This window comes from Rhizobium sp. 21-4511-3d, assembly GCF_053522545.1.
Map to the genome: position 1 here is coordinate 38519 of NZ_JBNWCF010000013.1, position 22143 is coordinate 60661.

The 22143-nt window shown below is 60.9% G+C and carries 24 protein-coding genes and 1 tRNA gene; 9 read left to right on the forward strand and 16 right to left on the reverse strand.

Annotated features, from left to right (window positions below):
* Positions 1–8: 8 nt before the first annotated feature.
* From ACQZ5H_RS24900 to ACQZ5H_RS24925, 6 genes are all read right to left on the reverse strand, one after another.
* A complete protein-coding gene (locus tag ACQZ5H_RS24900; protein ID WP_449099244.1) occupies positions 9–1289 on the reverse strand; it encodes an AAA family ATPase in 1281 nt (426 codons plus the stop codon).
* A 15-nt stretch (positions 1290–1304) separates the two neighbouring features.
* On the reverse strand, positions 1305–2021 hold the full coding sequence (locus ACQZ5H_RS24905; RefSeq protein ID WP_112714398.1) for a CpaD family pilus assembly protein: 717 nt from the start codon (positions 2019–2021) through the stop codon (positions 1305–1307).
* A gap of 26 nt (positions 2022–2047) precedes the next feature.
* Complete coding sequence (locus ACQZ5H_RS24910; protein WP_112714050.1) at positions 2048–3553, reverse strand: type II and III secretion system protein family protein; 1506 nt, start codon at positions 3551–3553, stop codon at positions 2048–2050.
* A 10-nt stretch (positions 3554–3563) separates the two neighbouring features.
* Complete coding sequence (gene cpaB / locus ACQZ5H_RS24915; protein WP_449099245.1) at positions 3564–4376, reverse strand: Flp pilus assembly protein CpaB; 813 nt, start codon at positions 4374–4376, stop codon at positions 3564–3566.
* A gap of 109 nt (positions 4377–4485) precedes the next feature.
* Complete coding sequence (locus tag ACQZ5H_RS24920) at positions 4486–4998, reverse strand: A24 family peptidase (protein ID WP_112714054.1); 513 nt, start codon at positions 4996–4998, stop codon at positions 4486–4488.
* A gap of 89 nt (positions 4999–5087) precedes the next feature.
* On the reverse strand, positions 5088–5276 hold the full coding sequence (locus tag ACQZ5H_RS24925; RefSeq protein ID WP_112514234.1) for a Flp family type IVb pilin: 189 nt from the start codon (positions 5274–5276) through the stop codon (positions 5088–5090).
* 399 nt (positions 5277–5675) lie between these two features.
* On the opposite strand from ACQZ5H_RS24925, the gene ACQZ5H_RS24930 reads away from it, so the two are divergent.
* The 7 genes from ACQZ5H_RS24930 to ACQZ5H_RS24960 all read left to right on the forward strand — a co-directional run bounded on the left by ACQZ5H_RS24930 (position 5676) and on the right by ACQZ5H_RS24960 (position 11107).
* The gene (locus ACQZ5H_RS24930) at positions 5676–6092 is read left to right on the forward strand and encodes a pilus assembly protein N-terminal domain-containing protein (RefSeq protein ID WP_130279337.1); all 417 of its coding nucleotides are present in this window, start codon (positions 5676–5678) and stop codon (positions 6090–6092) included.
* 80 nt (positions 6093–6172) lie between these two features.
* Complete coding sequence (locus tag ACQZ5H_RS24935; protein ID WP_112714058.1) at positions 6173–6814, forward strand: TadE/TadG family type IV pilus assembly protein; 642 nt, start codon at positions 6173–6175, stop codon at positions 6812–6814.
* Positions 6814–7395, forward strand: a complete 582-nt coding sequence (locus ACQZ5H_RS24940; protein ID WP_112714060.1) for a TadE/TadG family type IV pilus assembly protein — start codon at positions 6814–6816, stop codon at positions 7393–7395. The genes ACQZ5H_RS24935 and ACQZ5H_RS24940 overlap by 1 nt, the downstream gene beginning before the upstream one ends.
* A gap of 88 nt (positions 7396–7483) precedes the next feature.
* Positions 7484–8704: a phosphopentomutase gene (locus ACQZ5H_RS24945; RefSeq protein WP_449099324.1), complete on the forward strand. Its 1221-nt coding sequence runs from the start codon at positions 7484–7486 to the stop codon at positions 8702–8704.
* Positions 8701–9669, forward strand: coding sequence for an adenosine deaminase (locus ACQZ5H_RS24950; protein WP_449099246.1), 969 nt, complete (start codon positions 8701–8703; stop codon positions 9667–9669). The genes ACQZ5H_RS24945 and ACQZ5H_RS24950 overlap by 4 nt, the downstream gene beginning before the upstream one ends.
* A 109-nt stretch (positions 9670–9778) precedes the next feature.
* On the forward strand, positions 9779–10408 hold the full coding sequence (upp, locus tag ACQZ5H_RS24955; RefSeq protein WP_112714402.1) for a uracil phosphoribosyltransferase: 630 nt from the start codon (positions 9779–9781) through the stop codon (positions 10406–10408).
* Positions 10409–10534: 126 nt separating this feature from the next.
* Positions 10535–11107 (forward strand): TIGR02281 family clan AA aspartic protease, encoded by a 573-nt coding sequence (locus ACQZ5H_RS24960; protein ID WP_449099247.1) that lies wholly within the window; start codon positions 10535–10537, stop codon positions 11105–11107.
* 2 nt (positions 11108–11109) lie between these two features.
* Here the strand turns inward: ACQZ5H_RS24960 and deoA are convergent, their stop codons facing one another.
* The 9 genes from deoA to ACQZ5H_RS25005 form a co-directional block, all read right to left on the reverse strand.
* Positions 11110–12417 (reverse strand): thymidine phosphorylase, encoded by a 1308-nt coding sequence (gene deoA, locus ACQZ5H_RS24965; RefSeq protein ID WP_449099248.1) that lies wholly within the window; start codon positions 12415–12417, stop codon positions 11110–11112.
* A gap of 2 nt (positions 12418–12419) precedes the next feature.
* Complete coding sequence (deoC, locus tag ACQZ5H_RS24970) at positions 12420–13196, reverse strand: deoxyribose-phosphate aldolase (protein WP_449099249.1); 777 nt, start codon at positions 13194–13196, stop codon at positions 12420–12422.
* Positions 13189–13998 (reverse strand): purine-nucleoside phosphorylase, encoded by an 810-nt coding sequence (locus ACQZ5H_RS24975; RefSeq protein WP_199625922.1) that lies wholly within the window; start codon positions 13996–13998, stop codon positions 13189–13191. Before ACQZ5H_RS24975 ends, deoC begins: the two co-directional genes overlap by 8 nt.
* The gene (locus tag ACQZ5H_RS24980) at positions 13995–14384 is read right to left on the reverse strand and encodes a cytidine deaminase (RefSeq protein WP_449099250.1); all 390 of its coding nucleotides are present in this window, start codon (positions 14382–14384) and stop codon (positions 13995–13997) included. Before ACQZ5H_RS24980 ends, ACQZ5H_RS24975 begins: the two co-directional genes overlap by 4 nt.
* Positions 14385–14387: 3 nt before the next feature.
* Entirely contained in the window at positions 14388–15359 is a 972-nt protein-coding gene (locus ACQZ5H_RS24985; RefSeq protein WP_449099251.1) for an ABC transporter permease, read from the reverse strand.
* 9 nt (positions 15360–15368) lie between these two features.
* Positions 15369–16472 carry an ABC transporter permease gene (locus ACQZ5H_RS24990; RefSeq protein ID WP_449099252.1) on the reverse strand — a complete coding sequence of 368 codons (1104 nt, stop codon included), beginning with the start codon at positions 16470–16472 and terminating at the stop codon, positions 15369–15371.
* A gap of 7 nt (positions 16473–16479) precedes the next feature.
* Positions 16480–17991, reverse strand: a complete 1512-nt coding sequence (locus ACQZ5H_RS24995; protein ID WP_112714076.1) for an ABC transporter ATP-binding protein — start codon at positions 17989–17991, stop codon at positions 16480–16482.
* 71 nt (positions 17992–18062) lie between these two features.
* The gene (locus ACQZ5H_RS25000) at positions 18063–19055 is read right to left on the reverse strand and encodes a BMP family lipoprotein (RefSeq protein WP_130279344.1); all 993 of its coding nucleotides are present in this window, start codon (positions 19053–19055) and stop codon (positions 18063–18065) included.
* A 236-nt stretch (positions 19056–19291) separates the two neighbouring features.
* Positions 19292–19609 carry a hypothetical protein gene (locus ACQZ5H_RS25005; RefSeq protein WP_112714080.1) on the reverse strand — a complete coding sequence of 106 codons (318 nt, stop codon included), beginning with the start codon at positions 19607–19609 and terminating at the stop codon, positions 19292–19294.
* A 226-nt stretch (positions 19610–19835) separates the two neighbouring features.
* Between ACQZ5H_RS25005 and ACQZ5H_RS25010 the strand changes: the two genes are divergently transcribed.
* Together ACQZ5H_RS25010 and ACQZ5H_RS25015 are read left to right on the forward strand one after the other, a co-directional pair.
* Positions 19836–19925: transfer RNA gene (locus ACQZ5H_RS25010), tRNA-Ser, on the forward strand.
* 159 nt (positions 19926–20084) lie between these two features.
* On the forward strand, positions 20085–20810 hold the full coding sequence (locus tag ACQZ5H_RS25015; RefSeq protein WP_449099253.1) for a hypothetical protein: 726 nt from the start codon (positions 20085–20087) through the stop codon (positions 20808–20810).
* Here ACQZ5H_RS25015 and ACQZ5H_RS25020 read toward each other — a convergent pair whose 3' ends face one another.
* Entirely contained in the window at positions 20811–22052 is a 1242-nt protein-coding gene (locus tag ACQZ5H_RS25020; protein ID WP_199629824.1) for a DUF763 domain-containing protein, read from the reverse strand. It lies immediately after the preceding gene.
* Positions 22053–22143: the final 91 nt, after the last annotated feature.

The window sequence follows — 22143 nt, forward strand, 5'->3', positions numbered from 1 at the left end:
GCTTTACGTTACTTGCCGCGCTTCAGAAGTCCGAGAAGGCCGCCGCGCTTTGCCTTCTTCACGGCGACACGGCCGGTGACGATATGCGAAAGCTGCGAGAAGGTTTCCGCTGTCGGCGACTTGGGATCCATTTCTGAGATCATCCGGCCACTGTTTGCGGCATTGCCGAAGAGGTTGATGTCGAAGGGGATGATCGCGATCGGATAAGTCTCCAACGGCTCGCAGAAGTCGCCGGGAGCAATTTCAGGACGCTTCGGCATGCCGACCTGATTGAGGATCAGATGCGGCGCCTTGTCGTTCGGACGCAGCTTACGCAACGCGTCGAGCATGTTCTTGGTGTTGCGCAGGTTCGCGAGATCAGGCGCGGCGCAGATCACCACCTCGTCTGCGGCGCTGAGCACTGAACGCGTCCATTCCGACCAGGCATGCGGAACATCGAGAACCGTGACCGGGGCACTGCGCTGCAACACATCGAGAACCGGCTGGAATGCGTGACCATCAAAGTCATAGGCGCGGTCGAGCAGCGACGGCGCTGCCAGCATCGACAGATGCTCGGAGCACTTCGTCAGCAGGCGATCGAGAAATACTTCGTCCAAGCGTTCCGGCGCATAGACGGCTTCGGCGATGCCCTGTGTCGGATCCTGGTCGAAATCGATGTTCGCCGTGCCATAGGGAAGGTCGAGATCGGCGAGGATCGTTTCTGTCGCGAACAGGCTGGAGATGCCGAAGGCGCAGTTATGGGCGACAGTCGAGGCGCCGACACCGCCCTTGGCACCGATGAATGCGATGCTGCGTCCAAGCGGCTCCGCATCCGGATCGACGAAGATCTGCGCCATGGCCATCATGACGTCAGGCATCGAGACCGGCTGCACCATATATTCGGAGATGCCGTTGCGGATCAGTTCGCGGTAAAGGGCGATATCGTTGTAATAGCCGACGATGACGACCTTGGTCGAGGGATCGCAGACGCTGGCGAGCGGCGCGAGCTCGGCGAGCAGGTTTGCGGCGCTCGCCTTGGTCTCGAGAATGATGAGGTTCGGCGTCGGCGTCGTCTGGAACATGTTGGCGGCGGCGGCGATGCCGCCGCTGGTGATGCGCAGGCTGACCTTGGAAACACGGCGATCGTTGGCGCAGCGCTCCATGACCTGCTGCAGCGCTTCGCTCTCGCAGAAGGCGTGAACCGAGATACGTGGCAGAGGCCGCATATTTTCGAGATCAGCCATGCGAACGGCTTCTTCGGCATTGCGAAGCTCGGTCGTGTTTGTGATTTCGTATTCGACTGCGCTCATCATTCCGTTCCGTGCTTAGAAGCCAGAGGCGTCGCTCTGTTCGAGAGTCGTGCTGTATCCACGATACTCGGTGATCGCATTGTTGCGGCGCGCTGCATCGATCGGCGTCATGCCGCGCGGCGCAATGAAGTCCTCGGGATTGGCAACCTGCGCCGCCAGGTTGTTCTGATAGGCGCAGCCAAAATTGTAGTAATTCTGATTGTCGAAGCCACCGCCGATATCCTTCGGCCACTGGCCGCATTGGGTCGTTACGGCGGTCGTACCCGTGAAGGTCAGGCGGATGGGTGCCGCATCTCCGCCACCTGCCGCGGCATAGGAGGCGTAGACAATCTTGGAGGTCGAGATACCGCGTGAAGCAAGCTCGGCGCGGACCTGGCCCCGCAGCTGGCTGACCGCCGAGGCGTTGGCGGAGCCCTGCGGCGACATCAGGTAAACCGGGCCGGACGCGCGCGAGATATACATCGTTGCGAAACCGCGAATGAGATCTTTTTGAGCGATGGTCAGCCGGCGATCCGTGGTGGCAACCGGGATATCGACAGCCTGCTCAGCTTCGGTCACGACGATCGGGTGACGCTGCCGGTAATCGTCGGGAATGCCGCCGGTCGTCAGATTGTCGCGCGGCGCCGCGCAGCCCGTTAGAGCGGCTGCAGCCAACAGACCGGCCATAGCCAGCAATTTCGGAGCGCTTGTCTTCATCTGTGTCATACCGGCCACCGCCTGATTGGACTTCATCATGATCGTTTCCAGCTGCGCCGTTCTCATTTGTAGATAAACCCGATGGAGCCATGGAACTGCGCGTCGGCGACCGGCGCCTCGCGACTGCCGTAGACCTTGTTCACACGGTTCATGAAGAAGGCCTGGCCGTCGTTCTCCGGGCTGAAATTGTCGTCCGGACGGTTCAGCTGGTTGCGGGCAACCGGGCGCACCAGGTAGGGCGTCGCAATGATGACCAACTCTGTCTCGTCGCGCTCGACCGTCCGCTGACGGAAAAGCGTGCCGAGCAGCGGGATCTTGTTGACCCCCGGCGTGCCGTTGGAGGTCTGAGAAACGTTGTCGCGGATCAAGCCGGCAAGGGCGATCGAGCCGCCGGAGGGCAATTCCACCGAGGTTTCGGCCGAGCGGCGCTGATAGGTCGGAGCAGAACCCGTCGCCGACGGAGCGGGCTCGGAAACATTGGTCTTGATCTCGAGACTGATGCGGCCCGACGAGAGAACCACCGGTTTGAAGCCGAGATTGATACCATAATTGTAGGGAACGACAGTGACGTTACCGTCATTGTCGGTCGTGGAATACAGAACCTGACCACCGGAATTGAAGGTCGCGGCCTGCCCAGAGATTGCGGTCAACGTTGGCTCGGCGAGCGTTCTGACGACCTTGGCCTGCTCAAGTGCATTCAGGTAGGTCGAGATATCGTATTTCCCGATCGACGACTTGAAGAGCGCTGCGAGACCACCACCAGCGACGGACGCGGCGCCATCGACGGCCGGCGCTCCGAGCTGCGCGACCGTCAGGCCCGATGAGCCGGAAACAAGATTGTCGAAGCCGATCTGCTTGAGAATTTCGCGGCGAACCTCAGCGATCGTCACCTTCAGCGTTACCTGATCCTCGCCCTGGATCTGCAGCAGGTTGACCACCTGCGACTGCTGGCGAGCTTCGGCGAAGAGAGCTACGTCGCCCTGTTGCGCGCTGCTCGATGCCGTTTCCGTCCGCGTCGTCGCTTCGCCACCCTTCAGGAAGGCGCCAGCCAGGTCAGCTGCCTGCGACGCGTCCTGCGGCGTACGCACCGTGCCGGTCAGCACGATGTTGTCGGAAACGATCTCGACATTGATGTTCGAGTCCGGAATGAAGCGCTTCAGATTTGCTTCGAGACCGGAGACATCGCGTTCGATCTCGATATCGAGGCTGACGACTTCCTGGCCGTCAGCGCCAAAGATGAAGATGTTCGTCTGGCCGACCTTCTTGCCGAAAAGATAGATGCGGCGCGACGTGCGCGTCACGGCGTCGGCCATCGACGGATCGGAAACGAGGATATCATGCGCGTCCTCAGGCAGATCGACGACAACCGCCTTGTTGAGGCCGAGCTTGAGGCGGCGATGGGCACCAGGACCGCTTTGCGAGATGCGGACAATGCCGTCGGCATCGGCAAATGCCTTGCTGACGCCGAAGACGGGAGCCATGAAATCCGGCACGAGGCCGGTGATCGCAACCGTGAGCGACATGACAGTGGTGAGCAGAAGCTTGGTGCGCCGTGCGGTCTTGGTCATCTCGATGTCCTCATTCTGCCTTCGGCGCAGCGCTATCGGTCACGATCGATCCCGACTTGATGACCTGAACCAGTGCATTTCCGTTGTCGCCGCTGAGCAGATAGTCCGCCGCGGTGGTATCCTGCTCCTGCGCATCGGCGACCGAACGCAGCGTCAGCGAAAGCCTGTCGGCCATCTGCTGCGCGACAATCAGGACTTTGGATTGGTCGGGGGTCAGCTCCAGCGTCGCGGTCGTGCCGACCACCGCTTTCGAGCCGTCTTCCTTCTCCTGGATCTGTTGGTCGATCGCCAGGACGCGAACGTTGTTCAGCACGTTTTCGGTTATGAACTTGTCGGTGCCCTGCCCCTTGCGAACCATGATGACGTCAACGCGATCATTCGGCAGGATGAAGCCGCCAGCGCCAGTTGCGACCGAAATCTCGGTGGCGACGGCGCGCTTTCCGGCGGGAAGCAAAGCTGAAAGGATGCGGCTATTCGAATCCGCCACCTTTTCAGCGCGTATCGGTTCGCCCTCGAAGATCGGCAAACGGACGACCGCACCCTGCAATTCCTTCAGGGCATCCGGCTTTTCCGTCTCGGTGATAAAGCCCTGGACGACGCCGTCCTGAGGCCAAGGCATCCAATGAACCGTCTTTTCGTCGATTCGCGATCCGACAGCGAGATTGGCGCTGGAGACAAGGACGTTGACCGTCGGTTCCTTTTCGACAACCGACTGTACCTGAGTAACGACGCCACCGCGTCCAGCAAGCTGCATTGCCAGCAGGCCGGCCAGACCGGCGGCGACAACGGCCACTGAAAGTATAAGAAGACGGGCGGGTTTCATCGATCATTCCTCGGACGATGCATATTCGTCTCGCAGAATGCTCTTGAATTGGTGTAATTATAGTTAACGGAAGCCTTACATTTTAAGTTAACGAGCGTTTAAAACGCCGTTATTTCAGGGCTTCCAAGGTCGCGGTAAAGATCGGCGACGAAGGGAAGGCAATAAATCCACCCGCTGCGATCGCAATGCCGTAGGGGATCTTCTTTGCCAGAATCAGTGAATTTGGAACAGGTACGCCCATCGCAAGGATCGTGTTCGACTGCGTTCTCAGCAACAGGATAGCGAAGGTCAGAAGCCCGCCGAACAGGCCGACAGCCGCAACAAACAGGACCAGAGAGTTTGTAAGGCCGAACCAGAGAGCGGCGGCAGAGAGAAGCTTGGCGTCGCCACCGCCCATGATGTTCAAAGCGAATAGCGCAAAGCAGGCCATGAACACAGCGAGGCCTGCGACGAGCGACAAGCCGATTGCCTCAAACTGCATCCCCACTAACGGAGCCGTCAGCAGAAAACTGAGCGCTAGGACGAGAGACACCCGATTAGGAATGGTCATCGTGAAGAGATCGGACAGAGCCGCGACGGCCAAGCAGAACGGAAAAATCACGAACACGGCTGCAGCAATCATCTACCGATCCCCAAAAAGCAAAAAGGCTCACGTCTTAGGTGAGCCTTCGCAAGGCATGTCTTGCCTATTCCGGCCGCGCTATTCGCGACTTACTTGGAAGCAGCCGTAGCGGCGTTGCTCATCTTCGTGCTCAGGTTCTGGAACACGTTGTTGATGTTGGTGCCGAGGCTCGTTGCGCCAGCGATCAGCGCTACGGAAATCAGGGCGGCGATCAGACCGTATTCAATTGCGGTCGCGCCAGATTCGTCCTTCAGAAAACGGCTTACAAGCTTGGTCATGTGTAACTCCTACTCCAGTTGATGTTCAGCACGTCCGCCAACTGTTTGCCGTTGATCGGATTAGCCCAACCTAACGCGGCGCTGTTTCAATCGGCTTAAAGAAGAGGGTTACCGGGAGGTTAATGCTAAAGTAGACCCACTCATGGTGAGGGGTTTCTTACTGGATATATTACAATTTTATCTATGCGTTAGATGCACTGCCTCAGCGAGGATTCGAGGCGTTATACTTTAATACATGCATCGTGCCACAACATTACAAGCGCCCGGCCAGAGTGACAAAAGCGTACGATTTCGGGAGGCATTCTGCACCGATCTGACGAAAATGGCGGCTTTTAAGTCTTCATTCACCAATTTTTTCCATGCTGTTGTGAAATTCTGCCGAAGTTCAAAGAGAGTTCCATGTCGTCACGCGGCAAGACCGTTATCATGGCGTGCATTGCCGCCCTTCCTTGGTTCGCAAGCCCGCACTCTTCCCTGGCGGAAGAAGACATGCTGCGCGTTTACATGGATCACGCGCGCGTACTGAAGCTCGATCGCGCCGTCAGCAAGGTCATTGTCGGCAATGCGAAGGTTGCCGACGCGACGGTGGCGGATTCAAAGACGATCGTGCTGACAGGCCGCAGCTTCGGGACAACAAACATCGTTCTTCTCGACGTGGACGGAAATGCCATTCTCGACCAGACGATCCTGGTGTCTATCGATGAAGGCAACACGGTGCGCGTCTACCGTCAAACAGACCGCTCAGTCCTCTCCTGCTCTCCCACTTGCGAACAGCATACGCAGGAATCGGCGACGGCAGCAGGCACAGGCGGCTGACGGCGCTGACGTATCCGCTCCGTTAAATTGTTGCTTCGCTCTGAAACGGAAAATCAACGAACGCGCCCTAGGATCGGCGGATGACAAACTCGCCCCAAAGCGCAGAACCTTGCCTGCAGAAGCAACTCGCCGTAGCCAGTACGCCGAAGCGCGGCCGGTTTGGAATCTTCATGCGCTCCAAGGACGGCTCCGCTGCAATTGAATTTGCTCTGCTCGCCATTCCTTACTTCATGGTGATCTTCGCAATCATCGAGACCTTCGTGGCCTTCGCGGCTGAAGAGTTGGTGTCGAACGGCGTCGATACGATGGCCCGCAAGATGCGCACCGGCCAAATCACCTACAACCTGGGCCGAGCGACCGACGTAAACACCTCAGCAGCCTTCCGTCAGTCCTTCTGCAATGAAGTGTCGATTCTCATTCAATGTTCAGCTTCCGAAGTGTCCACGCCCAACAAACTCTGGCTCGACGTGAGGACGTTTACGAATTTCTCGGACATGCCGACCACCATTCCGATGAACGCAACGGGCCTTGATACGTCCGGCATCCAGTATAGCCCCGGTGGCTCCGGTACGAGGAACATGGTGCGGGCCTATTATAAATGGCAGGTCATCACCGATCTCGTGCGCCCCTATATCACGCCCTACAAGACAACGACGGGCGCACGCCTCAACGAATACCTGATCGTTGCTACCGCGGCTTTCCAGAACGAGCAGTATCCGTGATGATCCGCGCCTTTCGTCTCAACATCAGATCCAAGCTCATCGAGATTTTCGGCGATCGAACGGGCGTCGGCGCGATCGAATTCGCGATCCTCTTCCCGATCCTCATGATGCTCTATATCGGCGCCTTCGAGATCACGGTCGGGCTCAGCGTCAGCAAGCGCGCGGCTCGATCTGCGGGTTCGGTTGCCGACATCGTAACGCAGCAGCAGAATGTCACCAAGAGCTCGCTTCAACAGTTCAGCAACGTGGCGAATGCCATCTTCGCGCCGTTCAATACATCACAGATGCAGATCAAGCTGACCGGCATCACGATTGACGCGAGCGCCAACGCAAAGGTGCTCTGGTCTTGGCAGAATAGCTCCACGACCGCACCCTATGCAGCAAACTCTGTTGTAACCGGCGTTCCGTCCGACATGCAGAAGGCAAGCAGCTTCCTGGTGCGCGCCGAGTTGAGCATCCCCTACCAACTCTTCGCCTTCACTCCTGCCTTCCTGCCCGGCAACATGCAAACCCTGACGATCAGCCGGACCTATTATTACCGCCAGCGTCAAGGCGACAATATCCCCTGCGGCGACTGCTGAGCCCTGCCCTGCAATTTGCCAAGCAAGCACGGGCGTTATATGCCTGAGCGCCATCGCGGCGTGATGCCGCAGAGCAATTGGTCTGATGATGGCACGTGCATTTCTTTTCGTACTCGATTCCTTCGGTGTGGGCGGGAGCCCGGATGCTTCCAGCTATGGCGACGAGGGCGCAGATACGCTTGGGCATATCGCCGAGTTCTGCGCTGCCGGCGCTGCCGATCGCGCCGGGCTGCGGTCCGGGCCGCTCCTGCTTCCGAATATGACGGCTCTCGGGTTGCTGCAGGCTGCGAAGGCTGCGACCGGGCGGTTTCCGGCGGGGATGCCGATGCCGGAGAAGGTTTACGGCATTCATGGATGCGCGAGCGAAGTGTCCCGCGGCAAGGATACGCCATCCGGGCATTGGGAGATCGCCGGTACGCCTGTCACCTTCGATTGGGGCTACTTCCCGACCGAGGGCGATGCCTTTCCGCCGCAGCTGGTCGAGGCGCTCTGCTCGGCGGCCGATGTGCCCGGCATTCTCGGCAATTGCCATGCTTCGGGAACCGAGGTGATCGCCCGCTTCGGCGCGGAGCATATCCGCACGGGCAAGCCGATCTGCTACACGTCGGCGGATTCCGTCTTCCAGGTGGCTGCCCACGAGAAGCATTTCGGGCTCGAGCGGCTGCTTGGTTTCTGCCTCATCGCCCGGGCGCTGCTCGACAGCTACAATATCGGCCGTGTCATTGCCCGGCCCTTTGTCGGCGAGACGGCCTCGACCTTCGAACGGACCGGCAACCGGCGCGACTTCTCAGTACCGCCACCGGAGCCGACGCTGCTCGACCGGCTGGTCACCGCCGAGCGCAAGGTCCACGCTGTCGGCAAGATCGGCGATATCTTCGCCCATCAGGGCGTTTCGCGGGTGATCAAGGCGAATGGCAACGAGGCGCTGATGGATGCGTCGTTGGCCGCCATGGACGAAGCCCAGGACGGCGAGCTGGTATTCACGAATTTCGTCGATTTCGACATGATCTACGGCCACCGCCGCGATGTTCCCGGCTATGCCGCCGCGCTCGAAGCCTTCGATGCGCGCCTTCCGGATGTGCACCGCAAGCTGGCGCCAGGCGATCTGGTGATCCTGACGGCCGATCACGGCTGCGATCCGACCTGGCGCGGCACCGACCACACCCGCGAACGCGTGCCGATCCTCGCCTATGGACCCGGGCTGCGCTCGCGCGATATCGGGATTCGCAGAACATATGCCGATATCGGCGAAACGGTTGCCCGGCATCTCGGCATTGCCGCCGGGCCGCATGGGAGAAGCTTTTTATGACATCGCATTTGAAGAAGGTTGAGCTGCACTGCCACCTGGAGGGCGCGGCCCCGCCGGCGCTGACGCTGGAACAGGCACGCAAGTACAATATCGACATCACGCCCTATCTCAGGGATGGCGCCTATGTCTGGCATGATTTTGCAAGCTTCCTGGAGTGCTACGACAAGGTTTCCGAGGTCTATAAGACCGAGGAAGACTATGCGCTGCTGACGGAAACCTATCTCGCCGAGCTCTCCGGCATCGGCACGATCTACAGCGAGCTCATCGTCTCTCCCGATCATGGCAAGCGTATCGGCCTCGGCGCCGATGCCTATATCGAGGGCGTCTGCGAAGGCATTCGCCGCGCCAAGGCCAAGAGCGGTATCGAGGCGCGGCTGATCGTTACCGGCGAGCGCCATTTCGGCCCGGAAAGCGTGATCGGCGCTGCCGAATATGCCGCGAAGGCGCAAAACCCGCTGATCACCGGTTTCAACCTTGCCGGTGAAGAACGGATGGGCCGCGTGGCGGATTATGCCCGGGCCTTCGATATTGCCCGTGACGCCGGTCTCGGGCTGACGATCCATGCCGGCGAGGTCTGCGGCGCCTTCAGCGTCGAGGATGCGCTGAACGACGTGCGACCGGCCCGTATCGGCCATGGTGTCAGGGCAATCGAGGATGCCGATCTCGTCAAGCGGCTGGCCGATCTCGGCACCGTGCTGGAAGTCTGCCCGGGCTCGAATATCGCGCTGAACGTTTTCCCGGACTTCGCCTCGCATCCGCTGCGCAAGCTGAAGGAAGCCGGCGTGCGCGTGACGATCAGCTCGGACGATCCGCCGTTCTTCCATACCTCGCTGAAACGGGAATACGAGCTGGCCGCCGATGCCTTCGGCTTCAGCGACGCCGAGATCAACGATCTGACCCGCACCGGCATCGAGGCGGCCTTCGTTGACGAGGACACCCGCCGGGCGCTGCTCGCGAAGCTCTGACGCTCGCCGGCGCTGGGGATGATGCTGTGAAAATCGCCTGCTCTCTTGCAGTCCGGGCGATTTAGATGGAAGAAACGTCGGATAACAATAATCAAAGGAAGGCTTGGCCATGGAAGGCGTAACCGTCATCGATCATCCGCTCGTCCAGCACAAACTGACGATCATGCGGCGCAAGGAGACATCGACGGGCAGCTTCCGCCGGTTGCTGCGCGAAATCTCGACGCTGCTCTGCTACGAGGTCACCCGCGATCTCGAGCTGACGATGGAGACCATCGAAACGCCGCTGCAGACGATCGAGTCTCCGGTCCTTGAAGGCAAGAAGCTGGTTTTCGCCTCGATCCTGCGCGCCGGCAACGGCCTGCTCGAAGGCATGCTCGATCTCGTGCCCTCGGCACGCGTTTCGCATATCGGCGTCTATCGCGATCACGAGACGCTGCAGCCGGTCGAGTATTTCTTCAAGGCGCCCGAGGACATTTCCGAGCGTCTGATCATCGTCGTCGACCCGATGCTGGCCACGGGTAATTCGGCGATCGCGGCAATCGACAAGCTGAAGGAGCGCGGTGCGCGCAATATCCGCTTCCTCTGCCTGCTCGCGGCACCGGAAGGCCTGAAGAATTTCCGCGCGGAACATCCCGATGTGCCGGTCTTTACCGCGTCGATCGACAGCCATCTGAACGAGCAGGGCTACATCATGCCCGGCCTCGGCGATGCCGGCGACCGCATGTACGGGACGAAGTAACGTCAATTTCCGATTTACCAAATCGGTGCACAAACATGGCCCGGATCCGCGATCCGGGCCATTTGCGTTTCGGCGTTAGCAACTTGTCAGCAATTATGACGTAGCAGCTTGAGAATGAGGCCTCGCATGATGCGCGGTTTATGCAGGAAGGATTTCTGTTTCATGCTCATGCGTACAGTCATTTTCGCGAGCATTGCCGCGGCTCTGGCGACCCAGGTGCCCTCGCTGTTTCTGGCGATGAGCCCGCAGCCGGCCGATACCCCCGTTTCCGCAAATTACGTTTCCGCCGCGCCCGACGAGGCTGCCGCGCCCTCGCCCATCGCTGGAAGCGGCAGCATGCGCCTGCAGGCCGACGCCCAGGGCCATTTCAACGGCGATTTCAAGATCAACGGAAAGCCTGTTCAGGGCATGATCGACACGGGCGCGACCTATGTGGCGCTCAACGAGAGCCTTGCCCGCCGTCTCGGCTATGGCGGCAATCAGCTCGACTTCCGCTATGCCGTCAACACCGCGAACGGCCAGACCAAGGCCGCCCATGTCACGCTCGATCGCATGGAGATCGGCGGCATCCGGGTTCAGGGCGTCGAAGCCTTCGTTCTCCGTGATGATGCCCTGTCGCAGACGCTTGTCGGCATGAGCTTCCTGAAGAAGCTCGACTCCTACTCCGTCGCCGACGGCGCGCTCAGCCTCAAGCAGTAAGATCAGACGCGGCCAGATATGACCGGTGGCAGCTTCGGCTTGTCGCCGGATATCTTGTAATTCGCGATTATCGCAGCCGCAGCCCGTCCGGCGGCCGCATCGTCGGCGGCGTGGACGAAGGCGATCGGCTGGCCCTTTTCCACCTGCGTGCCGAGCGGCAGCAGGCCGGAGAAGCCGACGCGATGGTCGATCCTGTCGGATGGATGCCGCCGCCCGCCGCCGAGATCGATGACGGCCATGCCGGCCTCTCTCGCATCACAGCTTGCCAGCCAGCCGCTCTCCGGCGCCAGCACCGGCTTCTGTACCGGCGCGGCCTTCAGATATCTGGCGGGGCTTTCGACGAAATCCACCGGGCCGCCCAGCATCGCGACCATTCGTGCAAAGGTTTCCATCGCGTGGCCTGAGGAGAGCGCCTGGCGGGCGCTTACTTCACCATCGGCAAGCGACGCAGCAACGCCGCTCCCGACCAGCATCTCCGCAGCAAAGGCCAGCACGATTGCTTCCAGCCGTGTGCCGGATTTTTTGCCGGACAGAAAATCGAGGCAGTTCCAGATCTCGACTGCATTGCCGGCAGCGTCCGCCAGCGGCTCGTTCATATCAGTCAGCAGTGCCGAGGTCTTGACGCCTGCGCCATTGGCAACCTCGACCAGCGAGCTTGCCAGCGTCTTCGCCTCGTCGGCATCCGTCAAGAAGGCGCCGCTGCCGGTCTTCACGTCGAGGATCAGCGTCTGCAATCCCGCAGCAAGCTTCTTCGATAGAATCGAGGCCGTGATCAGCGGGACGGAGTCCACGGTCGCGGTGACATCGCGCACGGCGTAGAGCTTGCCATCGGCAGGGGCTAGCGCACCCGTCTGGCCGATGATGGCGCAACCGGCTTCCTTCACCACCTTGCGGAACAGGGCGGCATCCGGGGTGATCAGATAGCCTGGTATGGATTCCAGCTTGTCCAGCGTGCCACCGGTATGGCCGAGCCCGCGGCCCGATATCATCGGCACGGCAAGGCCACAGGCTGCCGCGATCGGCGCGAGCATCAGCGAGACATTGTCGCCGACGCCGCCGGTGGAATGCTTGTCGGCAATGGGGCGGTCGATGCCTTCCCAAGTTAGCATATCGCCCGAATTCGCCATGGCCAGCGTCAGCGCCACCGTCTCCGCGCGGCTCATCCCCTTGAACCAGACGGCCATGGCAAAGGCGCCGATCTGCCCCTCGGACAGATGCCCCTTTGCCAGCGCCGTGACGAAGGCTTCGATCTCTCCGGAAGAGAGCGTCTCGCCGTTTCGCTTTCGCCGGATGATCTCCTGCGGGATCATGCTCAGTAGCTCGAGGCCTGGGTGGGCGCGGGCTGCGTGCCGCTGAGGACCGCCAGGATATCGTCCAGCAGGCCGGAGGCACCGAAGCGGAAGGTCGAGGGCATCGGCCAGTCCGGCGTCATGATCGTTTCGGCGAGGCTGAGATAGAGTGCTGCGTCGGCGACCGAACCGATCCCGCCTGCCGGCTTGAAGCCGACCTTGCGGCCGCTTTGGCGGATGGCGCGGATCATGATATCGGCGGCCTCGAGGGTGGCATTGACCGAGACCTTGCCGGTGGAGGTCTTGATGAAATCGGCACCTGCCTCGATCGCGAGCTCTGAGGCACGGCGGATAAGCGTGGGGTCCTTGATCTCCCCGGTTTCAAGGATGACCTTGAGCAGCGTGCCGCTGCCGCATTCGGCGCGGATGGCGGAAACCATGTCGGTGACAGACTTCTCATTGCCCGCCAGGAACTTGCGGTAGGGAATGACCAGGTCGATCTCGTCAGCGCCGTCGGCGATCGCTTCGCGGGTTTCGGCGGCTACATCGGCGATTTCCATGTCGCCCGACGGGAAGTTGACGACGGTTGCGATCCTGACCTTGTGGCCCTTGCCGAGAACGGTGCGGGCGCGGGCGATGAAACGCGGCCAGATGCAGATTGCGGCGCTGTTTCCGAAAGGCGTCTGCGCACGTTCGCAGAGCGCATCGATCTGCGCTTCGGTGCAGTCGTCCTTGAGGTTCGTCAGATCGAGCAGGGAGAGCGCGACTGCCGCCGTCTCCTTGTGCGTGTGATTAGTCATTGTTGCTTCCTCCACCCGCGACCATTTCCTTGAGGATGGCTGCGAGACGCGCGCCGCCAACGGGCGCCATGTCTTTCGTTTCGTCGTGGCTGAGTTCGGCACCGGTCATGCCGGCCCCATAATTGGTGATTACCGACGCTGCTGCAACCCTGAGGCCCAACATTCGGGCAATGATCACTTCCGGCACCGTCGACATGCCGACGGCATCAGCGCCGAGAATGCGGGCCATGCGAATCTCGGCCGGTGTTTCGAAGCTCGGCCCGGAGAACCACATATAGACCCCGTGCGACAGCTTGATGCCGAGCTTCTCGGCAGCCTTGCGCATCGCGACCGTGAGCTCAGCATCGTAGGCATTAGTCATGCCCACGAAGCGGCGATCGCTTTCCTCGCCGATCAGCGGGTTGATGCCGGAATAGTTTATGTGATCGGTGATCTGCATCACCGAACCCGGCGGCATTTCCTCGCGCAAGGATCCAGCCGAATTGGTCAGAAACAGCGACTGGACGCCGAGGCCCTTGAGAACCTCGATCGGCAGGCGCATGGCATTGGCATCGCCCTTTTCGTAGAAGTGCACGCGGCCCGAGAGCATGATGACGGGTACGCCGCCGAGACGGCCGGCAACGACCTCGCCTGCATGGCCGGATACGGCGCTCACCGGAAAGCCGGGCAGATCCTTGTAGGCAACGCGAACCGGGTTCTCCAGCTCGCCGACGAGCGAGCCGAGGCCGGAACCGAGAATGATCCCGTGGCGCGGCACGAGCCCGCCGAGCTTTCCGACGAGCAGGTCGATCGCCGCGTTCATCCGAGTTCGGTCTCGAAGCTGAAGGGCAGAAGCTCTTCCATGGTCATGGTCTTCTTCACGCCCACCTCGTCACAGAGATAGATCTTGGTGTCCTTCCAGGCGAATTCCGAGATCTTCTGGCGGCAGCCGCCACAGGGCGGGCAAAGCGGCAGCTTCTCGGCAATGACGGCCATCTCGACGATCTTTTTGGCGCCGCCCATGATCATGGCGCTGATTGCCGTCGGTTCGGCGCACCAGCCCTGCGGGAAGGAGAGGTTCTCGATATTGGCGCCGGTATAGACCTTGCCATCCTCGGCGCGGATGGCCGCGCCAACGGGGAATTTCGAATAGGGCGCGTGGGCGAAAGCCATGGCGCCGCGGGCGGCCTCGAACAGGTCGTGGGACATGGATCAACGTTCCTTCGTATAGGGCACGCCGCCGGCCTTCGGCGGGATTGCTACGCCGATGAACCCGGCCAGCAGCACGCAGGTGAGGACGTAAGGCAGCGCCTGGAAGATCTGCACCGGCACTTCGCCGATCAACGGTACCTGCTTTCCCTGCATGAAGTTTGCCAGCGCATCGAGGAAGCCGAAGAGCAGGCAGGCGAACATGACGGGCACCGGCTTCCACTTGGCGAAGACGAGCGCGGCAAGCGCGATATAGCCCTTGCCTGCCGACATGTCCTTGATGAAGGCCGCCGACTGGGCGATCGCCAGATAGGTGCCGGAGAAGCCGCAGAGGATGCCGGCGCACATGACGGCGCGGTAACGCAGCCAAGTGACCGAGATACCAGCGGTATCGACCGCGCCTGGATTTTCGCCGACGGCACGCAGGCGAAGTCCGAAGCGCGTGCGATAGAGGATCCACCAGGAGAGCGGCACCGCCACGAAAGCGAGATAGGTCAGGATGTTGTTGCCTGAAATCACATTCGCATAAAGCGGCCCGATCACCGGCACGTCGCGCATCGCATCGGCGCCGGGGAGTGTGATAGGCGTGAAGCGCGCATCGCCTGCCAGCTGCGGCGTACGGCCGCCTTGGCCGAACCAGGCCTGGCCGAGCACGATGGTAATACCGGCGACGAAGAAGTTGATGGCGACGCCCGAGATGATCTGGTTGCCGCGATTGGTGATCGAGGCAAAGCCGTGGACCAGGCTAAGCGCCACTGAGCAGAGAATGCCGGCAACGAGGCCGAGCCAGGCAGAATCGGTCACATAGGCGACGCAGGCGGCGGCAAAGGCCGATCCCAGCATCTTGCCTTCGAGGCCGATATCGAAGACGCCGGCGCGTTCGGAAAACAGACCGGCAAGCGCGGTGAAGATCAGCGGGATCGACAGACGGATCGTCGAGCTGAGAACGCTGATGAAGATGTCATAATAATCCATCGCTCGCCCTCACTTGCCCGTTAGCCGCTGATAGATGTGAACCATCGCCGGGCGGAACATATATTCCAGCGCACCGGCAAAGAGGATGACGAGACCCTGGATGACCAGGATCATCTCACGGGTGATGTTCGGCATCTCGAAGGAAATCCAGTCGCCGCCCTGATAGAGAACGCCGAAGAGGATTGCCGCGAAGATGATACCGAGCGGATGATTGCGGCCCATCAGCGAGACGGCGATACCGACGAAACCCGCGCCGCCGACGAACTCGACCTGCAGACGCGCGGACGCACCCATGACCGGGTTCAACGCCATCATGCCGGCCAGTGCGCCCGAGAGCAGCATGGCGATCATCACCGTGCGGGCATAGGGGATGCCGGCATAGGCGGCAGCCGTCGGGCTGACGCCGAGCGTGCGCATCTCGAAGCCGAGCTTGGTGCGCCAGATCAGCAGCCAGACCAGCCAGGCGACGACGAGCGCGATGATGAAGGAGACATTGAACGGTGCAGCGCCAAGCTTGCCGCCGAATATCTCCATCACCCAGCCTAACTTCGGCAGCTGGCCGCCATCGAGAAAGGTGCGCGTTTCCGGCGCCATTTTGCCCGGCACGATCAGCACATGCACCAGCAGGTACACCATCAGCGCCGCGCCGATATAGTTGAACATGATCGTCGTGATGACGATGTGGCTGCCGCGCTTGGCCTGGAGATAGGCCGGGACGAAGGCCCAGGCAGCGCCGAAGATACCGGCGCCGATGACGGCGATCGGCATGGTCACATACCAGGGCACATAATTGTCCAGCGCCAGCGCCACAAGCGCACAGCCGAGACCACCCAGATAGGCTTGTCCTTCGGAGCCGATATTGAACAGGCCGGCATGGATGGCGACGGCGACCGAGAGGCCGGTGAAGATGAAGCTCGTGGCATAGAACAGCGTGAAGCCGATGCCTTCGCCGCTGCCGAAAGCACCTTCGATCAGCAGGGAGAGCGCATCAAGCGGGCTTTCGCCGATCAGCCAGACGACGAAGCCGGAGATGAGGAAAGCGACGAGAAGGTTCAGGAACGGGATGAGGCCGTAATTGATCCATCGCGGTAGGGGTACGGAAGCAGTGCTCATTCAAGCCTCACGCGGCAATGCCGGCCATCATCAGGCCGAGGGTCTGTTCACCGGCATCGGGCGTCTTCTCGCCGACGACATGGCCGGCAAACATGACAAGGATACGGTCGGAAAGGGCACGGATTTCATCGAGTTCGACGGAGACGAGCAGGATCGCCTTGCCCGCGTCGCGCATCTCGATGATCCGGCGGTGAATGAATTCGATGGCGCCGATATCGACGCCACGGGTCGGCTGACCGATGATCAGGGCCGACGGATCACGCTCGATTTCGCGCGCCACGACGATCTTCTGCTGGTTGCCGCCGGAGAAGTTCGCAGTCTTCAGGCGCGGGTTCGGCGGGCGGATGTCGTATTTCTCGATCTTCTCCATGGCATCCTTGCGGATGGCATCGAGATCGAGCAGCGGGCCTTTGCTATAGGCCGGCTTGCGGTGATAGCCGAGGACCGAGTTCTCGTATTCCTCGAATTTCAGGACCAGACCCATGTGATGACGGTCCTCGGGAATATGAGCGAGACCGAGTTCGCGCAGGCGCGCGGGATCGGCCTTGTCGATCGGCTGGCCGTCGAGCAGGATTTCGCCGGATGCCGGCTTGCGGATGCCGGCGATGGCTTCGAGCAGTTCCGACTGGCCGTTACCGGCAACGCCGGCAATGCCGACGATCTCGCCGCCCCGGACATCGAAGGAGACGTTGTCGACCATGGTGACACCGCGGTTGTCCTTCACCGTCAGGTTCTTGACCGACAGGATGACCTTGCCCGGATTGGATTCGCCCTTCTGGACGCGCAGCAGAACGCGGCGGCCGACCATCAGCTCGGCGAGTTCTTCGACCGTCGTCTCGGCCGTCTTGCGGGTCGCCACCATTTCGCCGCGGCGCATGACCGATACCGTATCGGTGATCGCCATGATCTCGCGCAGCTTGTGGGTGATGAGGATAACGGTCTTGCCCTGGTCGCGCAGCACCTTGAGGATGCGGAACAGGTGATCGGCTTCGGCCGGGGTCAGAACGCCCGTCGGCTCGTCGAGGATGAGAATCTCGGCGCCACGATACATGGCCTTCAGGATTTCGACGCGCTGCTGCAGGCCGACCGGAAGCTGCTCGATGAGCGCGTCAGGATTGACCTCCAGGCCGTATTCCTTTTCCAGGCGCTTCAGCTCGGCGCGGGCAGAAGCCACGCCCTTGGCGAGCAGCGCGCCGCCTTCGGCGCCGAGCATGATATTCTCAAGCACCGTGAAATTGTCGACCAGCATGAAGTGCTGGTGCACCATGCCGATACCGGCGGCGATCGCCGTCTGGCTGTCGCGGATCGAGATCGGCGTGCCATTGACGCGGATTTCGCCGGCGTCGGCGTGATAAAAACCGTAGATGATCGACATCAAAGTCGACTTACCGGCACCGTTTTCTCCGATGATGCCATGGATCGAGCCCTTGGCGACGGTAAGGTTGATGTCCTTGTTTGCGTGGACGGCACCGAATTTCTTATCGATGCCCACGAGTTCGATTGCGGGCGTGTCTGTCACAGCAGGCTCCAAATAAGAAAAGGGCGTATGGCGGTGAAATCAACACGCCATACGCCCATCTCAATCGCGGATCACTTCGGGCAAGCGTTGTCCGACGTGTAGTCGTGAACCTTGATGGTTCCTGCGATGATGTCAGCCTTTGCCTTGTCGACAGCAGCCTGCATTTCCGGCGTGATCAGCGACTTGTTGTTTTCGTCGATCGCAGCGGCAACGCCGTCTTCCTTGACGCCGAGAGCCTGAACGCCACCGGTGAACTTGTCGTTCTTGGTGTCGGAATAGGCGTTGTAGACGGCGAGGTCGACGCGCTTGACCATCGAGGTCAGGACCGAGCCCGGATGCAGGTAGTTCTGGTTGGAGTCGACGCCGATCGACAGCTTCTTGTTGTCGGCAGCCGTCTGGAGAACGCCGAGACCGGTTGCGCCAGCTGCCGCGTAAACGACGTCAGCGCCCTGGTCGATCTGGTTCTTGGTGAGCTCACCGCCGCGAACCGGGTCGTTCCAGGCAGCACCGGTCGTGCCGGTCATGTTCTGGAAGACTTCAACGTCGGCCTTGACCGAGCGAGCGCCCTGCTCGTAGCCGCATTCGAACTTGCGGATCAGCGGAATGTCCATGCCGCCAACGAAGCCAACCTTGCCGGTCTTCGATGCCATGCCGGCGAGAACACCAACGAGGAAGGAGCCTTCTTCTTCCTTGTAGACGACCGAACGGACATTCGGCTTGTCGACGACAGCATCAACGATGATGAACTTGGTGTCCGGGAATTCAGCAGCAACCTTTTCGACCGCCGAGGTCCAGGCGAAGGAGACGGCAACAACCGGGTTGAAGCCGCGGCTTGCGAAGTTGCGGATCGCCTGCTCGCCCTGCGTATCGCCGGTCGGCTCGAAATCGCGATAAGCGATACCGGTTTCCTTCTTGAACTTCTCAGCGCCATTGTAGGCAGCTTCGTTGAAGGACTTATCGAACTTTCCGCCGGTGCCGTAAACGAGAGCCGGCTTGATGTCAGCGGCGAGCGCCGTCGTGGACATCGCGGCCACGGCCAGGAGAGAAAGGAGGGTTTTTTTCATGAGTTGCAGCCCTGTTGTTGCTATTTGTTAGGGGTCCTCCCGCAAGCCTTCTGCGAGGCATGTCTGCGGAACCACCGGCCTCCCCCCGGAGGCCTGGCTTCGCGCATCCTTGCATGGCTGAATGAAAATTTCACGAGAAATTTTTCGGGTGGTAAAAATTTGCCGGGGATGCCGAAAATCAGTTCAATCAGGCTGATTTCTGCGCAAAAGCCGCTACGAAACTGCTTTTTCGGTGATCAGGCCGTGAAGCGGCCTGCAACCGGGGGCTTCTTATATCCGACCATCCAGAGCAGCAGCGCAAGCACCAGAAACACGCCGAAAGCGGGCTGCAGCATCAGCCACTGGAAGATGAAAGCGTAGAAGCGCGGGTGGATATAATAAGCGGTTGCGGACTGCAGCGCCAAAAGCGAGGCGGGGCTGACATCCTGCCAGGCATCGCCCATCGGCGTCATCACCACGGCGGAGGCCGCAACTGACTGGATGGAATCGATCGTCCCCGCGATCACCGCAACGGCAAGCGCGACAAGACTACTCAAACGCAACAAGAAACGCATAAAACCCTCCGGCGCACCCGATGCCGAAAACCCCGGCCAGCCACGCCATTTTCCGCCCTCAGGGCCACGATAAGTCCGTGTCCTGGAAAGCGCAATGCATGACGCGGGCGGAGTTTTATCCGAAGAAGTCAAAAATCTGTTAGATTTAGGTTGATCCTCGAAAATTCATCGGTATATATCGCGCCGTTCCAACGATTTGCGTCCACTGACGCCAATCAAAAAAGCAGGACAGGTGGCCGAGTGGTTTAAGGCGCACGCCTGGAACGCGTGTGTACGTGAAAGCGTACCGTGGGTTCGAATCCCACCTTGTCCGCCATTTTTCTTTTTTCCCGACATTACCATGCCTCTCGGTTGCGGCGCCACACGACAGATTGCCTGTCGAGCCGCAGATTTTCTAGAATTTACGCCGGCTCATTAGCACCTTATTCAACCAATAAGGGTATATTCCCTGCGTTGCGGTGGGGAACTCAACTTCATGACTATATTCGGTGAGTCCAAGCTGGGACGGATTGGCTATGCAATCCTGCTGGTCCTCATGTTCTGCTTCGATTTCGCCAAGGACCCGATCGAACGCTTCATCATGACCCAGCATGACCAAGCCGCGCGCGAGCTGATGGCGCCGCGGCCGGTTAGCGATGCTGCGGTTGCTGCGAAACGACCGGCCGGCAACGGCAAGAACATGCCGCTGATGTTTCCAGGGCAGGAGAAAGCTCTGAACGACCTCGTTGCTTCCGGCCGCAAGCCGACGCCGGAGGACATGGAGAAACTGCGAGCCGCTACGGCTGCCGGCGCGATGAACATGATTCTGGGCGGCGGCGCCTCGGTCGATCGCCGAGCGGCGGATCTTGCGGCACGCCGGTCGATGTTCGAAACGCTTCACTTCATTTCGGTGATCGCGATGACGGCCGTAACCGTCATCGGTCTCCTTTACATGGTATCGAGCAGGATTCGGCACATCGGCTGGCCGCAATATGTGATGCTGGTGCCACTTGCGCCCGTCTTCATCCCGAAATTCGTGGCGATCCCGCTTCCCGACATTGCGATCCAAGGGATCGCGATATTCTTCTACGCCGCGCTCCTGGTTCTGGCGTTTATTCCGGGTGACGGCCCGCGCCCTTCCGACCGCTACCCGATGGGAGCCAGAGCGCCTGCACCTGCCAAGCGCAAGCCGGGGCAGTTCGGCAGGCTCGGCACGGAATAACTACCGCTCCTCACCCTCCCAGCCGAACACGCTGCGACCGCCCCATTCCGGCGAATTCCTGAATTCGCCGGCAACGATCTCCTTGAGATCGGGGCCTGTGACATAGCGCTCCAGCTGGCGGGACTGGTCGTCGAGGCGCTTGAGCGCCTCAAGCTCTTCCTCGCGCCCGAGGCGGCCCTTCTGGACCGCCGATTTCATCACCTTGATGGTTTCGTCGTAAACCTTCAGCGGCACGGGGAATGGATGGCGGTCCTTGCCGCCGTGGGCGATCGAGAAACGGGCGGGGTCGGAGAAGCGGTAGGGCGCGCCGTGGACGACTTCGGCGACCATGGCGAGCGCCTGGACGGTGCGGGCGCCGACACCGGGGACGAGGAGAAGCTGCTCGAAATCTTCAGGGCCACGATCCGCCGCGGCCGCCAGATTGCCGTGCAGACGCTTCATGTTGACGTCCTTTTCGCGGACATCGTGATGGGCGGGCATGATCAGGTGCGGCAGGAGCATCTGGTCGGGCAGCGGCGCAGGCTTTCTCGTGTCAAGCGCCAGTGCTGCGGCTTCGCGGACGATGCGGTCGGGGCCGAGCGTCGCGAGGAGATCGAGCTGTCCGGCGCGGGAACGCTCGGCACGCCTGTCGGCGAGGTTGACGATGTTGCCCTGAGTGCGGCCTTCAATCGCGGCATGCGGCGAATTGACGAAGCTTTCCAGGCCCTCGGACAGCCAGTGATAGCGGCGGGCCTGCCTGTTGTCGCCGTTCATGCCTTGCTGAACCACCACCCATTTGCCGTCGTCGGTGACGATGAAGCCGTGGAGGTAGAGATCGAAGCCATCCTGGAGGGCGGCGCTATCAACCTTGGCGACGAGGCGGCTTGCCTGCGCCAGCGCAATGCCGTCGATGCCGACGCGGTTGCCGATCGCGGCAAGCTCGTCCGGGGTGCGCCGCGACTGGGCGCCGCGGCCGCCGCAGACATGCAGGCCGAGCTCACCCGAGAGCGGCGTCAGGCCGCGCTTCAGCGCGCCGAGAACACTGGTGGTGATGCCCGAGGAATGCCAGTCCATGCCCATGACGGCGCCGAAGGACTGGAACCAGAAAGGGTGTGCGAGACGGCGCAGAAATTCGTCGCGGCCGTAGTGATGGACGATCGCTTCGGTGACGAGTGCACCGAGCTTCGTCATCCGGTCGCCCAGCCATTTGGGAACCCTGCCGCCATGCAGGGGAAGATCGGCGCTGCCTGCTCTTTGAGCCATGGACGCAATTATAGCTGTGTCGTGCAGCCGAAGAAATCCGGTGCATCAAAAAGAAAACGCCGGCTGCAAGCAGCCGGCGCCCTTGGGAGGA